Source organism: Bacteroides mediterraneensis (genome assembly GCF_025993685.1).
Taxonomy (GTDB): domain Bacteria; phylum Bacteroidota; class Bacteroidia; order Bacteroidales; family Bacteroidaceae; genus Phocaeicola; species Phocaeicola mediterraneensis_A.
The window spans coordinates 519,977-543,260 of sequence record NZ_DAJPEN010000001.1 but is presented as its reverse complement, the minus strand read 5'-3'; the positions used below and the strand labels follow the sequence as shown (position 1 = coordinate 543,260).

Sequence of the window (23,284 nt, the reverse complement as noted above, 5' to 3'; positions counted from 1 at the left end):
TATACGACAAGCATATACGATTATTGCGTATCTTTGCAGAAAACTCACACCTATTTTGAGATGAAATCAATCAGAGAACTATATCGCATCGGAACGGGCCCGTCCAGCAGTCACACCATGGGCCCCCGCAAGGCAGCCGAACAGTTCCTCGCACGGAATCCGCAGGCGGCCTCTTTTGAAGTCACGCTGTACGGAAGCCTGGCTGCCACTGGACGCGGCCACATGACCGACGTGGCCATTCTGGATACCCTACAGCCTCATGCTCCCGTGGAAATCATCTGGAAGCCTCATGTATTCTTTCCTTTCCACCCCAACGGAATGACCTTCAAGGCATTCGACGCCCAAAAGAAGAAACTGGACGAATGGACGGTGTTCAGCGTGGGAGGAGGCGCACTGGCGGAAGAAGGACACGACCGCACGGCTACCAACGACATTTACAGCATGAACACCATGAGCCAGATACTCTACTGGTGTGAACACACGGGCAGAAGTTACTGGGAATACGTGGAACAGTGCGAAGGCAAGGAAATCTGGGATTTTCTGGCAGAGGTATGGGAGACCATGAAGGCAGCCATCCATCGGGGACTGGATGCCGAAGGGGTACTGCCCGGTCCGCTGAACCTGCGTCGTAAAGCCTCTTCTTATTACATCCGGTCGAAAGGATACAAAGATTCTCTCCGTTCCCGGGGACTGGTCTTTGCCTACGCCCTGGCCGTCAGCGAAGAGAACGCTTCGGGAGGAAAAATCGTGACGGCACCCACCTGCGGTGCCTGCGGAGTGGTTCCGGCGGTTCTGTATCACTTGCAGAAAAGCCGTGAATTCAGTGACGCACGTATCCTCCGTGCACTGGCCACTGCCGGTCTGGTAGGTAACATCGTGAAACACAACGCCTCTATTTCCGGTGCCGAAGCCGGATGCCAGGCCGAAGTGGGAGTAGCCTGCTCCATGGCTTCAGCCGCCGCCAGCCAGCTGTTTGGCGGCAGCCCGGCACAGATTGAATATGCGGCAGAAATGGGACTGGAACATCATCTGGGCATGACCTGCGACCCTGTATGCGGACTGGTACAGATTCCTTGTATCGAACGCAACGCGTATGCCGCCGCCCGCGCCCTCGATGCCAACATCTATTCGGCCTTTACCGACGGACACCATCGGGTGTCATTCGACAAGGTAGTCGAAGTCATGAAACAGACAGGGCACGACCTCCCTTCCCTATACAAGGAAACCAGCGAAGGAGGCCTCGCCAAGAACTATCAACCCATGGATTAAAAGGACCTGAAAAAACGCAAGGACGTTTCAATAAAAACGCCTTTGCGTTTCAACCAAAACGTACTTGCGTTTTAAGTGAAACGTACTTACGTTTTAAGCAAAACGCAAGTACGTTTCTCATCAGTGTACAACAATTTAATTCCCAGACATTTACGACTTCCCGCATGATTTGTATCAGCCACTACGATTCTCCCTTGGGAGGCATCACCCTTGCCGCCACGAACGACAGACTCTGCGGACTGTGGTTTGACGGACAGAAGTATTTCGGCAGTACCCTTCGGGAAGAAACCGAAGAAAAAGAAATTCCCGTCTTGTGTCAGACCCGACAGTGGCTCGACCTCTATTTTTCCGGAAAGAAGCCCGGCTTCCTTCCCCCGCTTCGTCTTGATGGTACCCCTTTCCAACAAACCGTCTGGAACATCCTGTCCAGTATCCCCTACGGAAAAACCCAGACCTACAAAGAAATGGCCGCAGAAACCGCCCGTAGGCTCGGACGTCCTCACATGGCTGCCCAGGCGGTAGGAAACGCCATCGGACACAACCCCATCAGTATCCTTATCCCCTGCCATCGGGTGGTGGGAACCAACGGCAGCCTGACCGGATATGCCGGAGGAACAGAACGCAAACTTGCCTTGCTGCAGATTGAACATATACCTTATTATATAAAGTAATTACATGAAACCGTACGCAGTTTATTTATTCGATTTTGACTATACCCTGGCCGACTCTTCCCGCGGCATCGTGATGTGCTACCGTAACGTACTCGAACGTCACGGATTTCATCAGGTGGACGACCACGCCATCAAACGCACCATCGGAAAAACGCTGGTCGACTCCTTTTCCATCCTGAGCGGAGTGACGGATGCCGATACACTGGAAATCTATCGGAAAGAATACGTGAAAGAAGCCGACCAGCACATGACAGCCAACACCCTGCTTTTCCCCGAGACGGAAGAGGTGCTGCACGCATTGAAAGCACGCGGTGCCCGCATCGGCATCATCTCTACCAAATACCGCTACCGCATCATGGAACTGCTGGGGAAGAAATTTCCGGAAGCATTCATTGACATTATCATAGGAGGTGAAGACGTGAAAGAAGCCAAGCCCTCTCCCGAAGGACTGCTGTTGGCCATCTCCCGTCTGCAATGTCCCAAAGAACAAGTGCTGTACCTGGGCGACAGCACGGTGGATGCGGAAACAGCCCAAAATGCCGGAGTCGATTTTGCCGGCGTCTTGCACGGCATGACCACCCGCGAGGAGCTGGCAGCCTATCCGCATGTAGCCATCCTGCCCGACCTGACTCCGCTCAAATAAAAAAACGAGTCCATCGGTTGTTTTTTTCAGATAAATAGTTGGTTATGTAAATTTAAAGCCGTAAATTTGCAGCCGATTTTAGTCCGTGTAGGTAAAAAAGTAGCCGGAGAGAACGGTTCACCTTGCGGAGGAAACCCGTTTAATATTTATTTAAAATGTACGTAATCGTAGAAATTAACGGTCAGCAGTTCAAAGCAGAAGAAGGCAAGAAACTGTTTGTTCAGCACATCCAGAACGCTGAAAACGGTGCAACTGTTGAATTTGACAAAGTCTTGTTGGTTGACAACAACGGTACTGTAACTGTAGGTGCTCCTACTGTAGACGGTGCAAAAGTGGTTTGCGAAGTAGCTTCTCACTTGGTAAAAGGTGACAAGGTATTGGTATTCCACAAAAAGAGAAGAAAAGGTTACAGAAAACTGAACGGTCATCGCCAGCAGTTTACTGAATTGACAATCAAACAAGTTATTGCTTAATCATTTAAAACGTAGAAGAAAATGGCACATAAGAAAGGTGTAGGTAGTTCTAAGAACGGCCGTGAGTCAGCTAGTAAGAGATTAGGCGTAAAGATATTCGGTGGTTCAGCTTGCAAAGCTGGTAACATCATTGTTCGTCAAAGAGGAACAGTTCACAACCCGGGTGAAAACGTAGGTATGGGTAGTGACCACACTCTTTACGCATTGGTAGACGGTACTGTATGTTTCAAGAAAGGTCGCGAAGACAGAAGCTATGTTTCTGTAATTCCTTGCGCTGAAGCATAATCTACTGAAAAGGAAATTTGAAAAAGGATATTCTCTTTTGGGAATATCCTTTTTTTTATCCCCTACAAACAGCTGAAAACAAGTTTTTTCCTCTCCATCAAATACTTGTTTCCAACAAACAAGCACATTTTTTTAAGCTTACTTTGCTAAGTCAAAATATCTATTCTTAAAAAACGTAGTAAGCATGAAAAAATTCATTCTTTTATTCTGGCTAATCCTTGGTGCATTGTCACTATCATCATGCACCGAAGAAGAAGAAATTACACAAGGGGACATCGTAGGAGTAGTAACAGATGCTGTCAATGGGACACAGCCCCTAAGTGGCGTACAAGTAAGCATACTTCCGAATGGAGCCAGCACCAGTACAGGAAGTGATGGGAAATTCAGCTTTCCTCAGCTAAAAGCTGGAGAGTACAAAATTCAATTTATGAAAGAAGGGTATGAAACCAATACCAAAAGCGTAACGGTTGTACCAGGACAAGTTTCAAATGCAGATATCCAACTTACTGCTGTTGTGCAAGATGCGCTTATACAAATCACCCCTTCTACCTTGAATTTTGGGACAACTCAAAACGAGCTGTCTGTAAAAATCCAAAACAACGGCAACACAAGCACCGACTGGAGCTTGGATTTAGGAAGCCACACTTGGTTAATTGCCAACCCGATAGCTGGACAAATAGAAGCAAACAAGCAACAAAGCATCATTTTCACCGTAGACCGTGACAAACTGACCGAGACACAGACTGCAATCATCAAGTTATCCGCGTTCGGCAATTCTTTCCCTATCAACGTGTCGTGCGCTCCGAAAAATGCACAATCTTACATGAGTGTAGAACCCGAAATTCTTGACTTTGGCAACGATGTACAAGAATTACCCCTCACCATCAAGAATACAGGAAACTCCACATTAAACTGGTCTATTGCCAGTCCATCAGAACCAGCTATTACTCTATCCGAAAACAGTGGTTCCATTACAGCAAAAGGTTCTAAAGTAGTAAAAGTCTTCCTAAACCGCAACAATGGAGCTGTAAACATAAACACTACTTTAGTTTTATCAGACGGAATCAAAGAGCAGGCCATACAAGTTGTCTCTGGAAGTGAATCTCAAACCGGTATCATGAATATTGAACCTGAAATACTTGATTTTGGAAAAGATATCAATGAAGCTTCATTTACCATAAGCAACACCGGAAAGGGAGAATTAAGCTGGAACATAGAGGAAATCAAAGAAAACAGCCTGACAGTAACTCCCACTGAAGGGAAAATTACTGCAGGAAGCAGTCAAACTGTAAATGTGCAACTGGACCGAGACAAAATGCCGGAAGAACTCAATGCAACGCTGAACGTTTCAGATGGAAAAACACACAAGACAATCCAAATTACAGGTCAGAAAGACAACTCTCCCAGCCTTGTAGTCGGCCAAGGACTTTATGCATATTACAAATTTGACGGTGACTTCAATGATATGACAGAAAATGCAATCAATGGATTCGGGAATAATTCTCCTTCTTTCGTAGAAGGAATTACGGAAGGCTCACAAGCTGTCAAATTCAGTCTTACAGACAACAGTTCATTCATCGTTCCTAAAGCAATCACCGACAGTCGTACGCTGACGGTCAGTTTTTGGGGAAAAGACTTTAGCGACGGCAATATTTTTTATTTAGTCTCATCCAACAACAACGCTTCCATGTTTACATTTACAATGAGCCAAGGAAGTCTTAAGTTTGTAACGACACGCTATAACAATGAATATCAATATAGCAACAGACCCGCCTTCACACACCCTACTATAACAGACGGCAAATGGCATCATATTGCACTGGTATCTGATTTCAATAACATCGAATATGCCACCACAACGACTTCACTTTACGTTGATGGAGTTCTTGTAGATACTATCACAGAGTACGTTAATCCATTTGAAGAAGGAACTCATTCTCAGGCATCCTATGGTACAGGTATTAAATTCATTATGGGAGGTAATGTCACTATAGAAAGAAAAACTGTAAATGGCACAAACATGACGATTGACAATTTCCGGGTATATAATACCCGTTGTCTGTCAGACAAGGAAATCAAACAAATTTATGATGCCAAACAATAACTGAAATAACTAAAGGATTATTATACCAACACGAGCTGTAGCGTTTCCTGTTACAGCTCGTGTTTTTACACAATAAACCAGAACAATACACATTATTCAAACAAAACAAAGCCGCTCCACAGAAACTCATCTTCCGGCTGGCTGCTTATCAGCTCACGCTGCGTCCTGGCAAACGCTTCGAACATGCTACATCCATTGACCCAATAACGATAAAAAGCCGTAATGAAAAGCACTGTCTTTGTGTCCGATATATTATTCAAGTTGGCTAATACAGCCTTGGCACCTGCCACTTTAAAAGCCCTTATCAAACCAAACAATCCTTCTCCATCCTTCATCTCGCCGGAAGCAGAACGGCAGGCCGATAAAACCACCAGGTCTGTTCCATTCAAGTTCATTTGAGAAACATCGCATGCCGTCACTATGCCGGAATCCATGGCATCATAAGGTATCGGTTTATTCCAATAACGGTTGGCTCCCGTAAGCAAGAATCCATTCCGCAGCATCGGATTCTTATACGCGCTGCAACCCACCAACGGATTTTCTTCAAAAGACACAATCCTCCCATCCGGAACGTTTTTATCGTACAACAAGGAAAAGCCATGAGTCGCCACATGAATGATACTATGTGGGACAACCTGAAAAGACAAACCCAGAAAATTGGCCTTATTCGCCTTACGGCCTAAAAACAAATGAGATTTCCATCCCTTCGGAAGCAGCGTATCAATACGACATAATTCCTCCCTGCTCCCCGGTAAATACTGGACTCCCTGCCCCCGCACTCCTTTCAGTGAAGGGAGCTGCGAAAAATAGGCCCCACCAAATCCATACAATGTATATTCAGCCTCTTTATCATCCTTTCTACCCATTTTCAGTCGAAGAAAATCTTCAATACTCAATAAATAATGCAAGTCGTATGTTTCAAGCAATCTTTTCTTCTGATACAGCATATTCCCCCAATACACCTCCATCATATCCCCTTCCAGACAAAGATACAACTTGGTTGAGGAACCAATAAACCGGCTGATAGGCTTCCATATCTCGTCAGCCTCCCGATTTTCCACACGGAGGCGAAAAAGCTCCCTTTTCTTCGGTAACACCACAACCCTTGGACATGACAAATCTGCCCTCATAACCAAGGCTACATATTGCCGGTCATAGAAATTAATCGGTAAATCGATTATTTTGATAAGCGTTTCATCGGGAGCAAGCCACCTTTTCAAACTTCTCCAATCCTTTAACTGCGCCGAATCACACTCTGAAGGCGAAAATCCTCCTACCAAAGAAACTTGTTTCCGCTTCAATCCAATCAGCTTGACCCACATGTCAAACTTACTGAAATAGCGAGGATTTCCGGGCAACAGATAATAATCAGGAGTATAATAAAGTGAATCTATCGACTTCTGCAAATCGAGGGCTATAGGACGGGAATCTTCCTTAATTCGAGTGACGGGCGAAGGACTGACAGCCAATAAATTTTCTTTCAACAGGCTGTGCTCCAGAAGTAGCTCAGCCACAGATTCATGCCGGATATGGCGGAGAGAAAAACGCTGTATCATGTCCAGATAATATCGCAAGAGATTACCGAGTTCGTCTCGTTCCTCTGGCAGAAAATAAAATAAATCCATACTCAAATATTTTCGGATTTCAGCCAGCAGACAACGATAGACTCCAGCAGCCTGCTCCAGATGTCCTTGTCGTTCGCATATACAGGCCATTTGGATGGTATATAAATAGAATAATGGCAAAGTGCCATTTTGAAAGATTTCTTCCTTCGTAAAGGCTGGAGAAGCTATTTGTTTCAATCCTTCCATCATTTTCCCAGCTTCATCAGGATGTAACTGCATGAGATACTGAATGGCATCCTTTTGTCTGGAAAGTCTGTGAAAAGAAACAGGCTCATATTGCAGACTCAAAGTCAATGCCTCTTCACAACTGGTCAAAGCTTCCTGCAGCTTTCCTTGCTTGATTTTATACAGACTGCAATCTGCCAGATAGCGTGCCTTACATTTTTGAAACCAGGCTTCATAAAAGGAATAAATACTGTCCGGTTGTTCATCACACTGTTCCAAAATCGTTCTGGCACGCACCAAATTCGTACTCACTTTTAACAAATCAAACATATAGGCTATTCCTAGACTGCTGTCCTCATCTTTATCAATGAGTGTTTTGTTCCTGCTAAAACTGATTTCCAAATTTCTCCGCACAAGTTCCAGATACTTCCACGAAAAAACGTCTTTATCCAGTTCCCGACCAAATATCTTCTCTGCTTCTTCCGACAATTCCTCAAAGAATGAAGGACATTTCTTTTCCAGGCAATCCAGACTTTGCTGATAAAGTTCCCAGGCATATTCCAGACTATCTCCGATGAGCGGTTCCCAATATGTTTCCAGCTGTCGGTTTGAAGAATGATACGCATATAAAGCCGTTACCTTCAACATACATCCCAGCCATACCACAACAAAGAGTAAGTACCTTAAAACCATCGCCGTTGATTTAATGCATCATAAATTTGCAGGGCTTCTTCACTATAAGAGTTCTTCTGTTGGCTGATATATAAAGCCCAATCAACCGCTTCCTCTCTCTTCCCATCGTGTAGCAAGCATCCCAACATCAACCAGTCTCCCACTTCTTTATTCACACTTTTCTGAAGTTCCTCAGCCAATAAATACGCCTGCCCGATATTATCCTGACGTAAAAAAGCTATCCCCAGATACATTTTGCTCTTTTCCGTAATGCAAACCAGCTTATTTCCCTCCGACAGCTGCTGATAATAAAGAACCAGACTATCACTTTTTCCCTCTGAATACCATTCCTCGATATGCCGGTTTATTCTAGCTGTCTCAGGAGTGGAAAAACCTTCTGAGCGTAAAGTTTCCCACACAGGCGGATTATAAACTTCATGCAAAACGTCCTGGGTACTGAAACGATACATTCTCCCGTAAAAGTAACCAAGTACCATCAGCACGCATAAACAAGCTGCTACCCAACGGACCTGAGCCTTTACTGACAGTTTCTTCCTTTCCGGCTTTTTCTGGTACAGGATTCTTGCTTCTGCCTTTTTTCTCTCGGCCTCTACAACCAGTTGCCTGAGAAGAACTTGTTCCCTGAGAGCCTCATCCTTTTCCATTCGAGCGATGAAATCCGATTCTTCTTCCGAAGTCATCTCATAATTCAGAAAGCGGTCTATTTCATCCTGTATTCTATTTTCCCTGTTTCTATCCATAACTTATTTCTTCAGTTTATAATAAATGCCCATTCTCTCCAGCCTGCGTTTCAGCTCAAAAGAAAAACGGCGCATACACGAATTCTTCTTACTTTTAGCCACACTCGCCGATTGATAGCCCATCCGCTCGGCAATCTCACTCATACTCAAGCGTTCCCAATAGAACAGCTGCAATATCTGATTACACACAGACTCTCCTTCATTCACCAGACGAGACGCCTCTTCCAATGCATTCTTCCAGTCGGTATCCGGTAATAATTCACTTATCCATCCAGCCACAAGAGGACGTTCGGTTTCTTTCTGAAACTTCTTTAAAACCCGGTTCTTCCCAATCCCCAAAAGATAAGTGAAAAGAGAAGCATCCTGCTGCTGGTATTTTCCAGTACGAATATTATCAATCATCAACAAGAAACTATCATGATAAATATCTGATATTTCCTCTTCTCCCAATTGATATCTTTTCTGCATATATCCCATAAATCGTACCCGGTACAACCTATAAAGCTCCTCTATTCCGTCCTTGGAAAGGATATCTCCTCGAACATCCTGATTTTCTCCCCGTCTTTTCCAGTCAAACACAAAATGCATAACTTTCACTTTAATGAATCACAGACAATATAAACAGCTTCTCCTTATCACTACACTCCATATATGGATGTTGTAATTTCAACAACGGACTGGAAGGTAACTGTCGCATGGTCTCATTTACTACCTTGCACCAACCTTCAGCCGTAAATCCAGCAATTTGTTTTTCTGCCACCTGTACGAAACTATAAGTCAGTTTTCCATAATGACACTTGCTCTTCCGACTATAATATTCATAATTTGTCTCCTCCGGCTTACATGCACTCAATACCATAGTAGGAGCCAGATTAGCCAAAGACTTCAATTTCATACTACACTCCAAATGCTTTCCTCGTCGAGGAGTATAATTATCCGGAGCAAAAATTTTAGTGACACCACGGATATAAACACCACTCACATAGCGATTGGCAGTTCCACTATGGCATGCATCCAAAAGTACGAAAATCTGTCCGGATTTCCCCAATTTGCGCCGAAACCTGTCAATCCATTCCCCCAATTCATCATCACTGAAATGCTTTTCTCCCTCATAAATACCAGGAAGATACCAGAACAATGCATCATAAGGGACCAAGGCTTCATCCAACCCGTCCTCTTCATCCCCATTCAAATCCATCATCTGCTGCCCATGGCAAGAAAAATGCAAAAACAAATAGTCGCCAGCCTTCACATTCTCATACAACTTTTGCAACGCCAGATTAATTGCTCCCTTGGTGGCCTTTTCATTTTCCAACAAGATAATCTGTTGATAATGATTTCTATCCAGCAATTCAGAGACTAATATGCCATCGTTATCACCATGAATATTTTCCCATCCACTATCCACCGGATATTTACCAATAGCCACCACCAACGCCCTTCCCGTACGAGCGTCTGCATGACTCCCGCTCAGAACTGCAAATAAAAATAACACACAAAAACAACGGAAAAAAAACATATACGCACTAAAAAAATATTCAACTATCCATTTACCTTTTAGTTCTTTGACGGATAAAGATAAAAAAGATGTTTTGAATATCCCTACTCAAAACATCTTTTTCTGCAAACAAGGTTTTTATCATTCAGCAAGAATCTTGTTTTGAATTAAAGTAGAGATTTTTTTAATTTAATTTGCAATATTAAATATTAAAGCCATGAACCGGAAATTGAATATTTCATATTACACAGCAAAAGAGATGTTGATGGAATTACTTGCGAATAATAAATTGCTGGAAGATGAAGAAATAAAAGTGATGCTGAAAGATATGGCGTTACAAAAAAATGAAGAAGACAGAAACTCATCCATGAATACTCCAATCATTATAGATACAGAATGTCGTCTGTTCTTTCCAATGTACAGCGACAAGGAAGTGAAAATGTCCTATTTACCTAAAACGGTCTATATTTTCTTCTTGCTTCATCATACGGGTGTAGAGTTCAAGAATCTAGACCACTATTTAAAAGAATTATATCAGATTTACCAAATCGTTTCCGAAGAGAAGAATATAGAAGCCAGAAAAATCAAAAGAAGTTTAGAAAACCTCGTTTCACCTGGAAGCAACCGAATTTATGAAATCTGCTCTGTGATACGAAGAACTTTATCAGAAATCCTTCCAAGAGAATTAGTTACACAATATGCTATCACGGGAAAATGGGGAGGGGTTCATAAAATAAAAGCCGAACGTTCATATCTTGAAATCAGACACAAAAAACTGAAACAAATCTTATCAGAATAATCTTTATTGTTTAATATAATATCTATTTAAGTATGAAAAAACTAACTGTAATGCTAATGACAGCATGCAGCATGCTGCTCATTGCCTGCTCATCAAACACCCCCACAAAAACGGTAAAAAAGGCCTTCGATGCACTCATTGACGGTGATTATGAAACGTATGTAAGAAGCCTCTATGTGGAAGACAAATCAGATCCGGAAAAGGTTGAAAAAGATATTCAGGATTTAATCAAAATAGTAAAACGCAATTCAGAGGACGAAGATGAAAAAGTTAAAAGCTACGAAATCCTAAACGAAGAACAGAGTAAGACAGGAAAATGGGTTCGCATCACCTACAAGCTCACCAACGCTGATGGTACAGAGAACACTTCTGATTTCTATTTGACAAAAGATGATACAGGAGAGTGGAAAATTCAAATGTTCGGAACAGACAGATTGATGGATGAATAACAAAGTATCACTTATATCCTCATCGACAATACTTTGAAGTTAAAGTATAATATCCCAATAGTTTAATTACTCAACCTACAGAATCATGACTAGCACGATGAATAAATTAGCAATAATATTCCATCAAACTTGATTACAATATCCCAGTATTCGATATATGTCTGAATATAAGTTTGTCATAAAATATGAACCTTTCATATTCAACATTTTAATTCCTTTTCTTGATTTAATTTTAGCTAATAATTAATCCAACTTAATATAAAAAACAATGAAAGTAAATAATTTATTAGTATCAGGCTTTACCTTGTGTATGCTAAGTATCATTCCCCAACCAATGGAAGCGCAGTTCTTTAAAAAGATAGGCAATATGCTTGAAGCAGTAGATAAAGCATTAGGTGGAGATACCTCGAAAAAAATTACAGCAACAGAAAATGCCGAGACTGATTCCCCTCAAGTGAATAGAACTGTAAATGGCATACATCAAGCTACATTGTATGACAGGGATATAACGATGAAATGTCCTGTAGTAACCAATCAGACCAAAGTGATAACAGTAGATGTGACTCCCAATATTTATGTAAATATGACACCTTATTCTGATGGGGTTGCTTTTGTGAAGGTAGACAAAAAATGTTTCTTTGTAGATACCTTAGGCAATAAAGTTCTTGATTTCAATTATAGCCTTCCTTTTATGCAGGAATATCCTCGTTTTTATCAGGGAGTTTGTCCTGTGAAAAAAAACATGGCAAAGAATATGTCATTAATAGACAAGGCAGGTAAGGTGGTCATGGAACTGCCAGTATATAATTGCACAAACTTTGTAGATGGAGTAGCTGTTGGATTCTTATCTGTTACTAAAGGATATAGTAAAGTCACAAGAGCAGTTTATTTTAATACAAAAGGAGCACTTGTTTATAAAAATTTGATTGAAGATGTCAAATTTGGAACTTTGGAAGCTCTCCGTCCATTGTGTGAAGGACTTGCAGCCCATTATAGCTATTCGAAACAACTATATGGATTTAGAGATAAAGATGGGAATTTGGTTATTTCTCCAAGTTATTCAAAAGTACAAGATTTCAATGACGGGCTGGCAGCTGTTCAGACAACAAGTGGAAAATGGGGCTACATTGACAAAACAGGTAAAATGGTAATTGAAGCAAAGTTCTCGTCAGAACCAAGTCCGTTCAGTGAAGGTTATGCAGTAGTGGAAAAACGGGATGGGAAAAAATGCTATATTGACAAACAAGGAAATGTTGTTTTTGACGGATTAAGAGATGCCCATTATTTTCATCATGGAAGAGCCTTTGTCCGTTTAGACAGGATGTCTAAATACACACTCGCCTTAATAGATAAAAATTTTAAAGTTGTTTCTGAATTTCATACTGACTTGAATACTTTACCTTTAAAAGATGCCGTTTCTTATTCTGAAAATGATATTTTGGTAAGTAATTGTTTCGTAACCGAAATGGGAGATATGATTTTGGGAGCAGAACAGTTAAAAAATCATTTTTCGGACGGATTGACTTATTGTATTGTTTTAAAAGAAGGAGGAAAAACCACTTGCGGTTGTATTAATCGTAAAGGTGAATTCGTCTTTATATTTAAAGAATCTGAATTCTAGTTATTTATAAGAAGCTGTTAAAAAGAGCAAACATCCACTTCTTAAAAACGAAGAATATAAATTAAACTGTGTCAGCAAGGGGTCAAGTATAAACTTTGCTAACACAGTTTTTTATATCTTCAGGCCTACTTATTTTCATCAAAGCAAAAACAAAGCTAACTTTGTGCAAATCAATCTTAACTGTACAAATATGAAAACAAGCTACCTGATTCTTTTATTACTCCTACTCCCTATCCATTCCTTGGCTAGCAATTGTCTTCAAGAACTACATTCAAATATTAATCATTTTATCGCACAGCAAAAGGCAGAAATAGGAGTAGCAATTATCGCAGAGGGAAAAGATACGCTCACCATAGGAAACAATCACCACTATCCCTTGATGAGTGTATTCAAATTGCATCAAGCGCTAGCTGTTGGAAACTATTGTGAAAAACATCGGATATCCTTTGACACTCTGCTCACTGTAAGCAAAACGGACCTCAAACGCGATACATATAGCCCGCTAAGAGACCAATACCCCAATGGAGGGAAATTCTCGCTCAAACAATTGATGCAATATACTCTTCATTTGAGTGACAACAATGCATGCGACATTTTATTTAGATTTATTGGAGGCCCCGATGTGACCGACCGTTACATCCGAAGTTTGGGTATCAAAGATTTCTTCATTCAGCATACGGAAGAGGATATGCACCGCAACCTGAATCTTTGCTACCAGAACTGGAGTACGCCTCTCGCCACCGCAGAAGTCATTGAGGCCTTACTCACCCGCCCCTTGTTTGACAAGGAAAATCAGGAATTCATAAAAAAATCCCTTATCACCTGTCAGACCGGAAAAAGTAGAATAGTCCGTCCTTTACAAGATAAAAATGTTACCGTAGGACACAAAACCGGTACCGGCGACTATAACAAATCCGGTCAACTCATTGCAATCAATGATGCCGGATTTGTACTGTTTCCAGACGGACGTCGTTATACATTGGTAGTATTCGTCAAAAATTCTCAGGAAAATCCTGAACATACCGAAGCAATCATCGCACACATTTCAGGAATGGTTTATCAAGCTTTCTCCAAGCCCTGATAAACTCCTTTCACCAACTGACAGGCCGTTTTCAAATCAATCGTTCCGGTATTCAGCATCAGATTGTAATGATGCGGTTCACCCCATTTCATGCCCGTATAATACTCATAGTGATGAACCCGGTTACGGTTTATCCGCCTGATTTCAGCTTCCGCATTTTCCCGGGCAATGCCATATTCTTCCACACAACGGTTCACCGCGCTTTCCACATCGGAATAACAGAACACTTTCAACACTTTCGGATAATCCTTCAATACGAAATCCGCACAACGACCCACGATGATACAGGATTCTTTGGCGGCCAGTTCCTGAATAATCTTACTCTCGGACACGAACAACACATCATCCGATGAAAGGCTGGACTCCAGCGGCCGTTCACTGTTCTTCGAAAGAATGCATTTCAACCAGAAAGAAGGGATAGACTGCTCATTCTTCACAATGTACTGCTCATCCATTCCGCTACGCTGGGCAGCCAGCTGGATAAATTCCTTGTCATACAACTTAAGACCGAGTTCCTTCGAGAGCATCTCACCCAGCAGATGCCCCCCACTTCCATACTCACGCGCAATGGTAATTACAATATGCTGTCCTTGAGCCATAGCGGCTTTTTCCCGCACGGAAGGATCTGTAATCCATTTATCCAAGAATTGATAATACGGACTTACAAAATGCACAATCGGACCTACCACCAACGCCGAAATCACGGTTCCTTCACGTACCCCATAGATTCCCGACATGAATATCAAGGACAACAAGCAGGCAAAGACAACCAGCGTCACATCAAATCCCAGCTTCACATAGCCGAACTCTCCACGGAACCTTTTTGTGATGACGTTCACAAAATATTCCCCAGCCATCATGGCTGCATTTGCCTTTACCTCGAGTGCGATACCTACGGCCAAAATCACACAACCTATCAACAGGGCAATAATCATATATACATAGGTTTCCGGGTGCAGCCAGAACAACACATAGTGCATACAAATATCGATAAACGTACCGAAACAGAAAGAAATGGGAATCTGCAGAAGGTACATCCGCAAATCAGCTTTCAATTCCTGGCGTGACATCAGAAACGGTTCCAGCACCACAAACAGAAGATTCAACAGGATGGTCCACTGTCCGATGGTCAAAGGAGTAAACATACTCAATACATACGTCACACTCGTAATCGGAGACGTACCCAGCAAAGCCTTGGTAATGAAAGCGATTCCAAGTGCGTTTACAAACAAAGAAACGCAAAACAACAGGTAGCGTCTAAAAAGAAATACATTCATATATCATCTGCTTTTATAAACGCCGCAAATTTCTGTCTATTTTTCCGCTTCTCAATCATAAAAGAGCAACTAATTTTGGTCGAAAACGAAACAAGACTTACATTTGTAGAAAAAATACGTAAGATGAACAGGCTACTGACTGATATCATGAAAGAATCGGGCCAAAAGGCTGGAAACACCTTGTTTGCCCCAATAAAGCATCCCCATTTTCAGACAAACTCCATCGTCATAAAACAAGGATTCTTCTTCCTGCTCGTCACAAACGGAACAACGGCCATCACCGATGCCTTCCATCGCTATACGCTTTCCGCCAACCAGCTGCTGGTACTTACCCCCAGTACCGAGAGTGTGCTGTCCAATGCCAGCCCCGATTTCTCCATGTCGGCCCTGTACATCAATCCCGATTATTTTGACAGCCTGCCCGACGGACAACCCGTGTACAATCAGGTGGCCCGCTACCTGGGCAACTACCAGCTGCCCATTTTCCGCCTTCAAGATGCATCCGCTAAATACATGCAAAAAACGATGTCACTCTTTTCGGAACAGCTGAAAGCCATGCAGCTGTATCAGGACGGAATCATCCGCCATCTGTGCAGTTTTCTTCTCCTGCAAATCACGGATGCCCTCTGCCAGGAAAACCGGAATACTCCAGTCTGCGTAAAACGTTCCAACGAGATTTTCCGCAATTTCAAGAAACTGCTGGTACACCATTACCGGGAGGCACACACCATCCAGTTCTATGCCGACCAACTCCATATCTCAACCACCTATCTTTCCCGTATCGTCAAAGAGCTGACAGGGCATACCGTCTGCTTCCATGTGTCGGAACTCCTGTGTGCAGATGCCCGGAAACTACTGGAATGTACCGACATGGATATCAAGGAAATAGCCGACTACCTGGGATTCTCCGACCAGTCGGTATTCGGCAAATTCTTCATCCGGAAAACCGGACTCTCCCCGCTGAAATTCCGGATGCGGAAAGAAAGAAAAGGCAAAGAAGACAAAAGCGGAGTTCAAGCATCTCAAGGATTGTAACTCCAGCCACAATCATTGTGGTATATCATCAGCCGGCTCATCCCTCCATCCACCGTGATATTCTCTCCGTTGATGAAAGAGTTACGTTCGTCACAAAGGAAAGCCACCACCCGCACAATGTCCATAGGCTCTCCCACTCTACCCGAAGGATGTTGCTTCAAGTCCCCTTGACTATACACCGGTTGATACGCCTCTTCTTTATGGTAAGCCCCCGTGTCAATCCATCCGGGAGCAATCGAATTGACGCGTGCCACTCCCGACAGACTTACAGCCAAGGCATGTGTCAACGCCGTAATGCCTCCTTTGGCTGCCGTATAACTCTCGGTATTCGGCTGCGACTGGAAAGCACGGGTAGAGGAAAGGTTCACAATGGAACCAAGTCCTTGGAAATGCTCCTTAAACAATTTGGACAGCATAAAAGGAGCGGCTACTCCCACACGCTGCACATATAGAAAATCCTCATAATCGCATCCTTCCAGAATTCCTCCATGCATCAGACACGCATTGTTAATCAAACAGTGGATACCTTCCGGCTGTTCCCGAAGCACCCAATCCGCAAATTCCTCCAGCACTTCCTTCTCGGAAATGTCACCGGAAAATCCCGCCACATTTTTCCCTTGCCTACGCATTTTTTCCACTTCAACCAGCATCGCTTCCCGGTCACAATCCACAAAATACACTTTATCGCCTTGAGAAGCAAAATATTCCACAATACAACGGCCGATGCCCCCGGCACCGCCTGTCACTACTATCACCCGATTCATAAAACGTATATTCTTTTAATTTTTCTATTTTTCCGTATAATTCCCAATTTTTCTTATACACTGCAAAAGTAAGAAATTTCATCAAACATTTCCTGTGCGGGAAATGTTCTGTTCCTAAAAATGAAATGATTACATGAAACTGATAATGAGCGACAGACCGCTGGACATTACTCTCCAGCCCAAGGAAGACATCCGCTATTTCGATTTGTCTTCTTTGAAAATTGCGAATTGCATGGGATGTTTCGGATGTTGGACGAAAACTCCGGGACAATGTGTCATCCGCGACGAAGCCACTCAAATTTATCCCTGCATTGCCCAAAGTGATGCCGTACTATATGTGAGCCGTCTGGCCTATGGAGGCTACGACACTCCCATGAAAACCATGCTCGAACGAGCCATCCCTGTGCAACAGGCCTTCATACGCATCCATCAAGGCGAAACGCACCATGTGCAACGCGACGTGAAACTCAAACAAGCCACCATTATTGCTTACGGCGATACGGACGAAGAAGAACGTGACATTTTCCGGCAATTAGTGGTCCGCAATGCCTGCAACATGAGTTTTGCCCAGCACGAGATTATATTTACCACCGAAGCCATGGTAAACGACACGGTAAAAAAGACACTGGAAAAATGGAAAAAATACTGATACTGAACGGCAGCCCAAGAGCTCCTAAATCAAATTCAAAGCGTTATGCGGAGATTTTTATGAAGCATTATCCGCACGAAGCGGTTTACCGCTCTGTTACTCCCAGAAATTACCTCAGCCTTTGTAAGGAGATAAACGACTATACACAGGTATTGTTCGTCTTCCCGCTGTATGCAGATGCCCTTCCAAGCGGTTTTCTCCAATTTCTCAAGACTTTGGAAGCTTATCCGCCAGCCCGTAAACCCCTTATCTCTATCCTGATAAACTGTGGCTTTCTGGAACATGAACAGAACGAAGTGGCCATCCGCATGATACAGCTGTTCTGCCGACGAAACGGATACTCCATGGGGTCTATTCTCATGCTGGGAAGTGGAGAAGCCATTCTGGACACACCTTTCAAGTACATTGCCACCCGCAAAATCTGCCAACTGGCCCAGTCCATCGCTTCAGGTCGCTACCGCACCCTGACCGGCACAATGCCTTTGTCCAAGACTCTGTTCCGCATGGCAGCCGAGATTTACTGGACTCGCTACGGGAAACGGTTCGGCACCTCCAAACAGCAGATGCAAACCATGGAAATAGAAAGAAATGCTTCCTCCTAAAATAGAAAATGGAACCACCAAGAAAAACTCCCCTTATTCAGCCTTTGCAATCACAAGCTGAATAAGGGGAGTTTTCTATAAGATAAATAAATTCTCTGTTTAACCTATCGTCAATTCACCGTCTACAGTCACCTGATTTTCCCACGCACCGATAGAACCGCTTTCTACCACGATGCCTTCACGGCCCACTTTCAAGGTAATGGTACATTTGGCACCACCTTTCAAGTCTGTTTGGGGCTTACCCAACTGGGTAAACAATTCACTCAGTGTAAAAGACTTATGCTGTCCACCCACCGTTACATCCAAAGTAATTTCTGTAGTAGCTTGAGGAATCACATAAAATGAAGCAGATGCACCGGTAGAAGTGTACTGACCTTTATCAGACTTCACTTCTCTTATTTTTCCTTGAAAAGCATCTACTGTACACTGCGTATGAGCTTTCACCAAAAGCGATAAATTCTTCAAAGCATCTGCCGAATAACCATCTCCCGGAGTAAAGGTCACATCCAAGCGATGCAACGCATGCACAAAATTCAAGTTTACTGCCTCCGAAGTACCCACATTCACCGTTTGGACAGGAGCAAGAAGCAAGTCTTTGTCAGTAGCCTTCAGCACATCAAATTCAAAAGTACCACTTTCTGTGACGGTCTGCTTCGGATAACAAGCCGCCATCTGCACCTGACTGGTACTTTCCGGTAAATTCAATCCGCCCCATGTTATTTCATCCTTCTGATATGCGTAATCCAGAGAAGTTTTATTGGCATCTGCTTTTGTAACACATAATGTCATTACATCCCCTTTGCTAAAACTGCCACTACCATCCGAATTCAACTGTGGCACACGTGATTGGGGAGAAACATCCGCCACAATCGTAATAGCCTGATTAGAAGATGACTGGGTTGGGATTTCATTGGTTGTACAAGATACCGCTATCCATGCGGCAGCTACAAGTACATAAAAACAATTCTTTTTCATTTTATTATTCTATTTCAATTATTTATCATTATTATACTCCAGGAAAAGCTTTCCGCCATATATCCTGCCGTAAGTCTACTAAAGTCAACGAACATATCGTTGATGTTCTCTTCGTAGGTGTTCCATCAAGTTTGTCCAATGGAGCCAAAAAAGTCTCTCTTGTCTTATCTCCAGATGCTCCAGCCAGTTGGTACACGACCTTAAACCGTTTGACTGCACCATAATTGGGATCCTGATCTGCCGAATTGTTATCACAAAAATACAAATAAGCCACATTACCCTCTGCATCAAATTCAGCCCCCCAAATGGTCATAGCATGAAGTCCTTCATTTGCATTAGCAAAGCCATATACAGAAAAACCGATTGCTTTATGGTTTCGAAAAGCATCCTTCATCCAATTGTTAAAGTTCTTTTTTGACATATTGTAAGTGTCCGTAGCCACTACATTATCTTTCGAAAACACCTCACTAAAAAAGCCTTTAAAATCCGTATTGTAATTTGCATTCAATTTTTGGCCGTCACCATTAATGAACCAATTGACACCTCCTGTTTCCCAACTTCCTAAATTCGGAAAAGAATTCTTGAAGAATGCGAATATATCACTATGGTTCTGGTCATTTTCTGTCATCCGACGATATTCCTTAGGACAAGAACTCTCCGGATGTACAGCCTCGTATGCTTCCACGTATTTACTATTATGCTCCAACCACCAATGAAGCAAATTGGATGCAGTAGCAGCCCAACACATATTGTTATCTCCTCCTTTATAGTCGATAGTCTTGTTGCAATCATACCAGCCGCAATTTTCTTTCCAAGTAAGATAAGTCACATTATCAGGTAAACCATTATACTCATACCGGAACCATACCCCATCCGGAAAACTTGACATCCAGTCTGGGTAAGTTTGAAGTTCATCTATCCCTGGACAAGCCGGAGAATTTATACCATACACCCACCGGGTCTGATTGGCAAATTCTGTATCTACTACCTCATCATCTACACCTGTATCTCCAGACTTCAGGGTCAAGTTCAACGTAGTCTGCATTCCTGGTTTGAACGATTGCACTTCTGAATCAAGCGAATAAGAAATTTCTTTCTCGCCATAAGTCAAACGAAGCAATCCGTCTCCCTTCTGATAATCCGAGGCATCTTGCGGAAGAATAATGGCTGAATACGTATGCTCTGCTGTCTTCAGAGGTGTAATCCAATAATAACTTTTCTTGGATGATAAGTTCACACTTCCATCCACCAGAGAAATCTCACCATTCGTACAACTCCGTATCTTCAGTTCCAAATTCTCCGGAACAGTTCCTTTCAGATGAATATTAATCTGATGCAAGGCATGCTTGAACAACAGCTTGGCGGAACTCTCTTCCGACCCTACAGTTGTTTGGGCAAAAAGAATATCTGCCTCCTGCTTATTTACTGCAATGCTCTGATTCAGCGGCAAATTAAGAATCCGACGGGTCGCATCCCCTACTGGCTGTGACAAAACCGGAAACAAGGCCGACAAAGTCCACGTTCCTTGTCCGTTATTCACCCGTTTCAAAGAAGGAGTCCACCTTCCACCTTCATACTGCAACCAGACGTTGGAAGTTCCTTCTCCGACTTTCGTCCACACATCAATGCGGTCGCCTTCCTCAAAACAGCCGATACCTTCGTCATCCACTACCGCACGACTGTCCTGCGACCAAGCAGATTTGGCACACTCCAACGTAAAGTCCTCCTTCTTCGATATAGAAATATCCTCCGTGCGGTCGCACGACATCAAGAATAACATGCTGCCCAAAAGAGCAACAAACAATCGGTTCATTTGCATCATCAATACAGGTTCGTTTCTGTGTCATCAACATTTACAATCAAACAAGAGTTTTGTTCAGAATCTCATACAGAAACACGGCTTTTTTCTGTTTTTTTCACAAAACACAAAAAGAATAAATTCCTTCCGGACCTTTTCACCATGCTACCGGTGCCCGGCCCTTTCCTTCTCCCATCAGAATTTCCGGACCATGACACCTTAAACTGAAAGCACTATTTTTTCCGATAACAAACCGTCCCTGTTGCCTGGAAAGTCGGCATTACCAATACCTCTGCTATCTGAATGTGTGCAGGAGCGGAAGCAGCATAATACACCACCTCGGCAATGTCATCCCCCGTCAGCGGACGGATGCCTTCGTACACGGCATCGGCTTTTCCCTTGTCGCCCCGGAAACGGACGACAGAGAAGTTTGTCTCTACCAGCCCTGGCTTGATGTTCGTCACCCGCAGCGGAGTATCCACCAGGTCGATACGCAATCCGTCGGACAATGCTTTCACGGCTGCCTTCGTCGCACAATACACACTGCCGCCCGCATAAGCCGCATCTCCGGCCACAGAACCGATATTGATGATATGCCCGCATCCACGTTCCACCATCCCCGGCACAATCATCCGCGTCATGGCCAACAATGCCTTGATATTGGTATCAATCACCACATCCCATTCTTCCAGCGAACCTTCATATTCTTTATCCATTCCGATTACCAGTCCGGCATTGTTAATCAGCACGTCAATGTGCCGCCATTTATCCTGTAAGGAATCTACCGCCTGACGCATGGCCTGCCGGTCGCGCACATCAAACGGCAGCGTCAGCACTTCCACGCTCTGTGCCGTAAGTTCTTTTTTCAGGCTTTCCAGTTTTTCCACGTTTCTTCCGTTCAATATCAGGTTGCTTCCCATGGCTGCAAATTTCCGTGCGCAACCCTCACCGATACCACTTGTGGCACCTGTAATAAAAACCAATTTCCCTTTCATATATTCCTTGTCTATTTTTTATTATGATATTACTGCTTTCCCTTCTTAAATGCATCGAGCACAGCCAGTCCCTTTTCCGCATCACTTTCCTTTATCATCACCTGTATCTGTTGGGCAAATGCAATGATGGGGCCATAACCACTACGGACACTATTTGTCAGAAAACAGTCGATGCCTTCATCTTTCAATACCGTTTCCAGCAACTGACATTCCCACAACTCTCCACGATACAATTCAATGATTTTATCCTGTTTCATCACACAATTTTCAGGTCCTAACTCCTTGCAAAGATAGGAAAGCATTCCGACAAAAAACGGTCTTCCGCTTCATTCTTTCTTTTTTATTCGCTTATTCTCGCGATATTTCCTATCTTTGCCACCGATTATTAATGCAAATTTAATTTTTAAACATGGAAAATAAATACATTACGGTAGCATATAAACTGTATGCAGTGGAAGACGGAAAAAAAGAATTGCGTGAAGAAGCTCCGGCCGCCCACCCGTTTCAGTTCATTTCCGGAATAGGATATACACTGGACCGCTTTGAAAAAGAAATTCTGGCCCTTCAAAAAGGAGACAACTTCAGTTTCACCATTCCTTGTGCAGAAGCATACGGAGAAAGAAACGAAGACAACGTACGCCAGGTACCTAAATCAATGTTCTGCGGACCGGACGGAAAATTCGACAGCGACAATATTTTCGAAGGAAACATCATCATGCTGAACGACTCCGAAGGACACCAGTTCTATGCCAACGTGGGTGAAATTACAGACGACAAAGTGGTGCTCGACCTGAATCATCCTCACGCTGGAAAAGACCTTTATTTTGAAGGAACCGTCATGGAAATGCGCGACGCCACCAACAAAGAAATGGAAAGCATCATCAAACTGATGAGCGGTGAAGGCTGTGGAGGCGGATGCGAAGGTTGCGGAGGCGGATGCGGCGACCACGAGCATGAAGACGACGGATGCTGCGGCGGAGGTTGCGGACATTGCCACTAATTCTGAGAAATCCATAACTACCATACGAAGAAGACGGGACACGCCGTCTTCTTTTTATTTTCCACCCGTTTTA

At 43.3% G+C, this 23,284-nt stretch carries 24 protein-coding genes; 14 read left to right on the top strand and 10 right to left on the bottom strand.

What is annotated here, in order from left to right; translation table 11 throughout:
* Window positions 1–60: 60 nt before the first annotated feature.
* From OIM59_RS02115 to OIM59_RS02090, 6 genes are all read left to right on the top strand, one after another.
* The gene (locus tag OIM59_RS02115; RefSeq protein ID WP_148331094.1) at window positions 61–1,269 is read left to right on the top strand and encodes an L-serine ammonia-lyase; all 1,209 of its coding nucleotides are present in this window, start codon (window positions 61–63) and stop codon (window positions 1,267–1,269) included.
* A gap of 164 nt (window positions 1,270–1,433) precedes the next feature.
* Window positions 1,434–1,940, top strand: coding sequence for a methylated-DNA--[protein]-cysteine S-methyltransferase (locus tag OIM59_RS02110; protein ID WP_299174107.1), 507 nt, complete (start codon window positions 1,434–1,436; stop codon window positions 1,938–1,940).
* A 4-nt stretch (window positions 1,941–1,944) separates the two neighbouring features.
* Window positions 1,945–2,583 carry an HAD family hydrolase gene (locus OIM59_RS02105; protein ID WP_299174109.1) on the top strand — a complete coding sequence of 213 codons (639 nt, stop codon included), beginning with the start codon at window positions 1,945–1,947 and terminating at the stop codon, window positions 2,581–2,583.
* A 155-nt stretch (window positions 2,584–2,738) separates the two neighbouring features.
* On the top strand, window positions 2,739–3,056 hold the full coding sequence (gene rplU / locus OIM59_RS02100; RefSeq protein ID WP_072541873.1) for a 50S ribosomal protein L21: 318 nt from the start codon (window positions 2,739–2,741) through the stop codon (window positions 3,054–3,056).
* 21 nt (window positions 3,057–3,077) lie between these two features.
* Window positions 3,078–3,341: a 50S ribosomal protein L27 gene (rpmA, locus tag OIM59_RS02095; RefSeq protein WP_007562978.1), complete on the top strand. Its 264-nt coding sequence runs from the start codon at window positions 3,078–3,080 to the stop codon at window positions 3,339–3,341.
* A 184-nt stretch (window positions 3,342–3,525) separates the two neighbouring features.
* On the top strand, window positions 3,526–5,445 hold the full coding sequence (locus OIM59_RS02090; protein WP_299174113.1) for a carboxypeptidase regulatory-like domain-containing protein: 1,920 nt from the start codon (window positions 3,526–3,528) through the stop codon (window positions 5,443–5,445).
* Between the two features lie 92 nt (window positions 5,446–5,537).
* Here OIM59_RS02090 and OIM59_RS02085 read toward each other — a convergent pair whose 3' ends face one another.
* The 4 genes from OIM59_RS02085 to OIM59_RS02070 are packed head-to-tail and all read right to left on the bottom strand — an operon-like array spanning window position 5,538 to window position 10,163.
* On the bottom strand, window positions 5,538–7,928 hold the full coding sequence (locus tag OIM59_RS02085) for a CHAT domain-containing protein (RefSeq protein WP_299174115.1): 2,391 nt from the start codon (window positions 7,926–7,928) through the stop codon (window positions 5,538–5,540).
* On the bottom strand, window positions 7,919–8,668 hold the full coding sequence (locus tag OIM59_RS02080; protein ID WP_299174118.1) for a hypothetical protein: 750 nt from the start codon (window positions 8,666–8,668) through the stop codon (window positions 7,919–7,921). The genes OIM59_RS02085 and OIM59_RS02080 overlap by 10 nt, the downstream gene beginning before the upstream one ends.
* Window positions 8,669–8,671: 3 nt before the next feature.
* Entirely contained in the window at window positions 8,672–9,256 is a 585-nt protein-coding gene (locus OIM59_RS02075; protein WP_299174120.1) for an RNA polymerase sigma factor, read from the bottom strand.
* Between the two features lie 10 nt (window positions 9,257–9,266).
* A complete protein-coding gene (locus OIM59_RS02070) occupies window positions 9,267–10,163 on the bottom strand; it encodes a caspase family protein (protein WP_299174122.1) in 897 nt (298 codons plus the stop codon).
* Window positions 10,164–10,383: 220 nt separating this feature from the next.
* Between OIM59_RS02070 and OIM59_RS02065 the strand changes: the two genes are divergently transcribed.
* From OIM59_RS02065 to bla, 4 genes are all read left to right on the top strand, one after another.
* Window positions 10,384–10,965 (top strand): hypothetical protein, encoded by a 582-nt coding sequence (locus tag OIM59_RS02065; RefSeq protein WP_299174125.1) that lies wholly within the window; start codon window positions 10,384–10,386, stop codon window positions 10,963–10,965.
* 32 nt (window positions 10,966–10,997) lie between these two features.
* On the top strand, window positions 10,998–11,414 hold the full coding sequence (locus OIM59_RS02060) for a DUF4878 domain-containing protein (protein WP_299174128.1): 417 nt from the start codon (window positions 10,998–11,000) through the stop codon (window positions 11,412–11,414).
* Between the two features lie 268 nt (window positions 11,415–11,682).
* Window positions 11,683–13,035: a WG repeat-containing protein gene (locus tag OIM59_RS02055; RefSeq protein WP_299174131.1), complete on the top strand. Its 1,353-nt coding sequence runs from the start codon at window positions 11,683–11,685 to the stop codon at window positions 13,033–13,035.
* A gap of 190 nt (window positions 13,036–13,225) precedes the next feature.
* Window positions 13,226–14,116, top strand: a complete 891-nt coding sequence (gene bla, locus OIM59_RS02050; RefSeq protein WP_299174133.1) for a class A beta-lactamase, subclass A2 — start codon at window positions 13,226–13,228, stop codon at window positions 14,114–14,116.
* On the opposite strand, the gene OIM59_RS02045 is transcribed toward bla, so the two are convergent.
* The gene (locus OIM59_RS02045) at window positions 14,095–15,393 is read right to left on the bottom strand and encodes a cytidylate kinase family protein (RefSeq protein WP_299174136.1); all 1,299 of its coding nucleotides are present in this window, start codon (window positions 15,391–15,393) and stop codon (window positions 14,095–14,097) included. The two genes, bla and OIM59_RS02045, sit on opposite strands and share 22 nt — an antisense overlap.
* Window positions 15,394–15,516: 123 nt before the next feature.
* On the opposite strand from OIM59_RS02045, the gene OIM59_RS02040 reads away from it, so the two are divergent.
* Window positions 15,517–16,428: an AraC family transcriptional regulator gene (locus OIM59_RS02040; protein ID WP_299174138.1), complete on the top strand. Its 912-nt coding sequence runs from the start codon at window positions 15,517–15,519 to the stop codon at window positions 16,426–16,428.
* Here OIM59_RS02040 and OIM59_RS02035 read toward each other — a convergent pair.
* The gene (locus OIM59_RS02035; RefSeq protein WP_299174141.1) at window positions 16,416–17,192 is read right to left on the bottom strand and encodes an SDR family oxidoreductase; all 777 of its coding nucleotides are present in this window, start codon (window positions 17,190–17,192) and stop codon (window positions 16,416–16,418) included. The genes OIM59_RS02040 and OIM59_RS02035 overlap by 13 nt on opposite strands.
* Window positions 17,193–17,325: 133 nt before the next feature.
* Here OIM59_RS02035 and OIM59_RS02030 point away from each other — a divergent pair, with 133 nt between their 5' ends.
* Window positions 17,326–17,841: an NAD(P)H-dependent oxidoreductase gene (locus tag OIM59_RS02030; RefSeq protein ID WP_299174144.1), complete on the top strand. Its 516-nt coding sequence runs from the start codon at window positions 17,326–17,328 to the stop codon at window positions 17,839–17,841.
* Window positions 17,826–18,443, top strand: a complete 618-nt coding sequence (locus OIM59_RS02025; RefSeq protein ID WP_299174146.1) for a hypothetical protein — start codon at window positions 17,826–17,828, stop codon at window positions 18,441–18,443. Before OIM59_RS02030 ends, OIM59_RS02025 begins: the two co-directional genes overlap by 16 nt.
* A 99-nt stretch (window positions 18,444–18,542) precedes the next feature.
* Here OIM59_RS02025 and OIM59_RS02020 read toward each other — a convergent pair whose 3' ends face one another.
* From OIM59_RS02020 to OIM59_RS02005, 4 genes are all read right to left on the bottom strand, one after another.
* Window positions 18,543–19,418, bottom strand: a complete 876-nt coding sequence (locus OIM59_RS02020; protein ID WP_299174149.1) for a fimbrillin family protein — start codon at window positions 19,416–19,418, stop codon at window positions 18,543–18,545.
* A gap of 31 nt (window positions 19,419–19,449) precedes the next feature.
* Complete coding sequence (locus tag OIM59_RS02015) at window positions 19,450–21,231, bottom strand: IdeS/Mac family cysteine endopeptidase (RefSeq protein WP_299174152.1); 1,782 nt, start codon at window positions 21,229–21,231, stop codon at window positions 19,450–19,452.
* A gap of 218 nt (window positions 21,232–21,449) precedes the next feature.
* Entirely contained in the window at window positions 21,450–22,211 is a 762-nt protein-coding gene (locus tag OIM59_RS02010) for an SDR family NAD(P)-dependent oxidoreductase (protein WP_299174155.1), read from the bottom strand.
* Window positions 22,212–22,240: 29 nt separating this feature from the next.
* Complete coding sequence (locus OIM59_RS02005) at window positions 22,241–22,468, bottom strand: putative signal transducing protein (protein ID WP_299174158.1); 228 nt, start codon at window positions 22,466–22,468, stop codon at window positions 22,241–22,243.
* A 152-nt stretch (window positions 22,469–22,620) separates the two neighbouring features.
* Here OIM59_RS02005 and OIM59_RS02000 point away from each other — a divergent pair, with 152 nt between their 5' ends.
* Window positions 22,621–23,211 carry a peptidylprolyl isomerase gene (locus tag OIM59_RS02000; RefSeq protein ID WP_299174161.1) on the top strand — a complete coding sequence of 197 codons (591 nt, stop codon included), beginning with the start codon at window positions 22,621–22,623 and terminating at the stop codon, window positions 23,209–23,211.
* The last annotated feature ends 73 nt before the right edge of the window (window positions 23,212–23,284 follow it).